This window comes from Bradyrhizobium sp. SHOUNA76 (assembly GCF_023006445.1).
Classification (GTDB): Bacteria; Pseudomonadota; Alphaproteobacteria; order Rhizobiales; family Xanthobacteraceae; genus Bradyrhizobium.
The window spans coordinates 1-4,637 of the sequence record NZ_JALBHA010000494.1; the positions used below are offsets into that span (position 1 = coordinate 1).

Genomic DNA, 4,637 nt, shown 5'->3' on the forward strand with positions numbered 1-4,637 from the left:
CCGTCGGCTTCGAGCGCACGCAGCGCTTCGCGGATCGAGGGGCGGCTGACGCCCATCATCTCGCAGAGCTCGCGCTCGACCAGGCGCTGGCCCGGCTTCAGCGTTCCCGACATGATCGCCGCGCGCAGCTTTTGCGCCACCATCGCCCGGACGGTCGGGACGTCCTCGATGCGGAGTGTCGACTGCAATTCGCGACGTCTTTCCATGTCCGGGCCTTGGTTTGAATGATTCAATATCGATTTACAGGCAGAATCATCATTTCGGCAATTTGAACGTGGGCGGGCTGGTCGAGGGCGAAGACGATCGAACGGGCGATATCGGCCGGATCGAGCGCCATCCTGAACTGGTCGAAATAGTCCTTTTCCTTCTGCTGATCGCCGCGGTAGCGGGTCAGGATGATGTTGGTCCGGGTCAGGCCGGGCTGCAGCTCGGTCACACGGATTGCGGTTTCCGCCAGCTCGCCCCGGAGGGTCTCGGTGAACATGTGCACGCCCGCCTTGCTGGTGCTGTAGGCGGCCATGTCAGGCACGATCCGGACCGCGTTGATGGAGCTGATGTTGACGACATGACCGGCGTTGCGCTGGACCATGCCGGGCAGGATCGCGCGCGTGACACGCATCAGGCCGATCAGATTGGTCTGGATGATGTTGGACCAGTCGTCCGCAGAACCAATGTCGAAGCGTGTCCGGCCGCCGATGTCGTGGCCGGCATTGTTGATGAGAACGTCGACCGGCTTGAAATGAGCGGGAATGGCATCGGGCAGGCGATCGACGGCGTTTGCATCGCTGACGTCGAGCTGGATCGGAAACACCGCGTTGCCTGCCGGAGCTGCCAGCTCCTGAAGAGCCTTGGCGTCGCGGTCGACCAGCACGACGCGGCGGCCGCTGTCCAGCAGCGCCTTGGTGATGGCGCGTCCCATGCCGCCGGCGGCACCCGTCAGCACGACGGTTTGGCCAGATGGTTCAGTCATCGCAGCACTCCCATTCCAATGCTCTCATGCGACCGACCAGCCGCCGTCGATCGGCAGGCTGGCGCCGGTGATGTCGTTTGCGGCGGGACCACAGAGAAAGACGACCATGGCGGCGACGGCGTCCATTTCGATGAAGCGCTGCGTCGGCTGGCGCTCGCCGAGATAGTCGCGCGTGACGTCGGCGACGGGACGGCCGCTGTTCTCCGCCATCGTTGCGATCTTGTTCAGGATGGCCGGCGTCGGCAGCGTGCCGGGGCAGAGCGTGTTGCAGGTGATGCCGCTGCGCGCCGTCTCGATGGCGACCGCGCGGGTCATGCCGAGAATTGCCGTCTTGGTGGTGACGTAGTCGATGCGGTCCTCGACCGCGCGGGTCGAATAGATCGACCCCATGTTGATGATCCGGCCCCACCCGCGCTGCTTCATCGCCGGCAGCGTCAGGCGAATGAGGTGGAACGGCGCCGAGAGGTTGACGGCCAGCGCCTCGTCCCAGCGATCGGGCGGAAACTGCTCGATTGCTGAAAAATGCCTGATGACCGCGTTGTTGACGAGGATGTCGATGGCGCCGCAACGGTCGAGCAGGTCCGCCATCATGGCCTCGATCGCCTCGCGGCGGGACAGGTCGACGCCGGCCGCGATCGTTTCGACGCCGAAGCGGGCGCGAAGGTCATCCGCAACCTGTTTCGGCTGAGCGAGGTCGTGCAGGACAATGTTGGCGCCCGCGCCGGCCAGGCCTTCCGCCATGGCGAGGCCAAGGCCTGCGGTCGCACCGGTCACGAGCGCCCATTTGCCCTTCATCGCAGCCACGCTCCGTTATGCCTTGTCGAGCTCGGCGAAGACTTCCTTCGCGTTTCGGAACGCATCGACACCGGCCGGCACGCCGCAATAGATCGCGACCTGCATGAAGACCTCGCGGATTTCCTCCCGGGTCGCGCCATTGGCGAGCGCGCCGCGGATGTGTGTCTTCAGCTCATGCGGACGGTTGAGCGCGCAGAGCATCGCCAGATTGAGGAAGCTGCGGGTCTTCCGCGTCAGGCCTTCACGGCCCCAGACGTAGCCCCAGCAATACTCGGTGGTGAGGTCCTGCATCGGGCGGTTGAACTCGTCCGCGGATGCGATTGCCTTGTCGACGAACTCGTTGCCGAGCACGCTCTTGCGGATCTCGAGGCCGCGGTCGTAGGTCGCCTTGTCCATCTTGTTCTCCGTTTCTTGTTCGGGCGTTGGTCAGTTCTTCGGCCAGAATGGTTTTGCGAGCGCCAGTTCGGGCGGGAACACTGTCACGGGCACACCGGCCTGCCACTGCACGATGGTCATGCCGGCGCCGACGCGGCGGCCTTTCTCGTCGAACTTGATCTCGCCCAGCGGGTAATATTTCGAGGGGCCGCCATCCATGGTGCGCAGCGCTTCGCCCACGGCGACGCGATCGGCCTTGCCGGCTTTCTCCAGCGCGTCCTTGATCACCCACATGTCGCCATAGGTGGAGATCGCGTTCTGCGTCATCCACGGCTCCTTGTAGCGGGTCTTCAACTCGGCGATGAGGGCCTCGTGGCCCTTGGCGCCCCAGCTTGCGACGCAGGTCAAGACGCCCTGGAGCAGCTCGGCGCTGACGGTCTGCAGCATGTCGGGCTCGGCGATCGCGATGCCGAACGAGATCGTCGGAATCTTGCCCTGGCCGAGGCCAAACTCGTTCATCTTCTCCAGCAGCAGCTTTGCATCCGAGATCACGGTCGGCAGGAAGAACAGCAGGTCGGGTTTGGCCGAACGGATCTTCTGCACCAGCGAGGTTGCGTCGGCCAGCGGCGGTGTGAACGTCTCGTCGACGATCAGCTGCAGCTGGTTCTCCGCCAGCAGGCCCTCGCGCATCGCCTTGGCGGAGGCGATCGAGGCCCCTGTGTTGTCGGTCAGGATCGCGACCGTCTTCGGCCGCTTGCCTGCGGCCGTCTCCGCCAGCTTGACGATCTGGGGCAACGCTTGCCGTGCCTGCGAGCCTGCAGTGGCCGCGGTCTGGAATACGTACTTGAATCCGCGCTCGGTGATCAGGTCGGAGTAGGAGAGGGTGAGCATGGGCAGGCTGGCGCGCTCGGTCACCTCCGTCACCGCGAGGGTGAACGAGGACAGATAGGCGCCGCTGGCCGCGACCAGATCGGTCTCCTGCGCCACCATGCGCTGCGCCGCGTTCTTGGCCTTCTCGGTGGTGTCGCCGGAATCGAGCACGACCAGCTTCAGCTTGGCGCCGCCGAGCGCCTTGATGCCGCCTTGCGCGTTGATGTGATCGATCGCCATCTCGGCGCCTTCGCGCATCACCGTTCCCGGACGGGCATAGAGCCCGGAGATCGGCACCAGCAGGCCGACTTTCACCTCCGGTGGCTGCTGCGCCCAAGCGCGGGATGCGATCAGCGTGCCGGAGGCGCCGGCGAGCAGCGTTCGCCGGGTGATCGAGATCTTGCTGTTTGCAGTCATGACAATTCTCCTCCCTCAAAAATCGCGCGACGCTGTCAGGATTTTTTCGGCCAAAACGGCTGCGCCTGCGCGAGCTCGGGCGGATAAACGGTGACGGGCACGCCCGATTGCCATTGCACGATGACGACGCCGGCGCCGACGCGGCGGCCCTTCTCGTCGAATTTGAGCTGGCCGCCCGGATAATATTTGGAGGGGCCGGCATCCAAGGTGCGGAAGGCCTGCGCGACAGCGTTGCGGTCGGCCTTGCCGGCCTTCTCCAGCGCTTCCTTCATCAGCCACATGTCGCCATAGGTCGAGATGACGTTCTGCGTCATCCAAGGCTCCTTGTATTTGGCCTTGAGCTCGGCGATCAGGGCCTCGTGGCCCTTCGAGCCCCAGTTGGCGACGATGGTCATGATGCCTTGCACCGTCTCCGGGCTCACACTTTGCAGCATGTCGGGCTCGGCAATGGTGATGCTGAAGGACACGGTCGGAATCTTGCCCTGGCCGAGGCCGAACTCGCTGATCTTCTCGAGGCCGAGCTTGGCGTCCGACACCGCATTCGGCATGAACAGCAGCAGATCGGGCTTGGCCGAGCGAACCTTCTGGATCAGCGGCGTCGCATCCGACAGCGGTGGGGTCCAGACTTCCTCGACCACGAGCTGGAGGCCTTCCTGCGCGAGCAGCTTCTCCTTGAGCGCCTTTGCGGTGGCGACTGACGTCGCGGTGTTGTCCATCAACATCGCCACGGTCTTGGGCTTCTTGCCCGAGGCATTCTCGGCGAGCTTCATCAGCGTCGGCAGGCCGAGCTCGGATTGGCGGCTCGCGGTCGCCGCGGTCTGGAAGATGTATTTGAAGCCGCGGTCGGTCAAAAGGTCGGAATAAGACAGCGTCAGCACCGGCAGTTCGGCGCGCTCGGTCACCTCGGTCACTGCCAGCGTGAAGGAGGAGAGATAGGAGCCGGTGGCGGCGACGAGATCGGGCTCCTGCGCTACCATGCGCTGTGCCGCGTTCTTGGCCTTCTCGGTGGTGTCGCCGCAGTCGATCACGACGAGCTTCAGCTTGGCGCCGCCGAGCGCCTTGATGCCGCCTTGCGCGTTGATGTGCTCGATGCCCATCTCTGCGCCCATCTTCATCACTTGACCAGGGCGGGTGTAGATGCCCGACAGCGGTACGATCAGTCCGACCTTGACCTCGCCGGGGGCCTGCGCGCGCGCCACGCCGGCGAGAC

6 protein-coding genes are annotated in these 4,637 nt (G+C 64.7%); all 6 read right to left on the bottom strand.

The annotated features are described in order from the left end of the window. The coding region (locus tag MOV74_RS31665) for a winged helix-turn-helix domain-containing protein (RefSeq protein ID WP_246930908.1) at positions 1-206 on the bottom strand (206 nt) is incomplete at its 3' end. A gap of 23 nt (positions 207-229) precedes the next feature. Next, positions 230-970 (bottom strand): SDR family oxidoreductase, encoded by a 741-nt coding sequence (locus tag MOV74_RS31670; RefSeq protein ID WP_246930909.1) that lies wholly within the window; start codon positions 968-970, stop codon positions 230-232. 24 nt (positions 971-994) lie between these two features. Continuing rightward, positions 995-1,765, bottom strand: a complete 771-nt coding sequence (locus MOV74_RS31675; protein ID WP_246930910.1) for an SDR family oxidoreductase — start codon at positions 1,763-1,765, stop codon at positions 995-997. 15 nt (positions 1,766-1,780) lie between these two features. Beyond that, positions 1,781-2,161, bottom strand: coding sequence for a carboxymuconolactone decarboxylase family protein (locus MOV74_RS31680; RefSeq protein WP_246930911.1), 381 nt, complete (start codon positions 2,159-2,161; stop codon positions 1,781-1,783). Positions 2,162-2,191: 30 nt separating this feature from the next. Continuing rightward, positions 2,192-3,427, bottom strand: a complete 1,236-nt coding sequence (locus tag MOV74_RS31685) for an ABC transporter substrate-binding protein (protein ID WP_246930912.1) — start codon at positions 3,425-3,427, stop codon at positions 2,192-2,194. 35 nt (positions 3,428-3,462) lie between these two features. Beyond that, positions 3,463-4,637 (bottom strand): ABC transporter substrate-binding protein (locus MOV74_RS31690; RefSeq protein WP_246930914.1); only part of this gene is annotated, 1,175 nt, incomplete at its 5' end.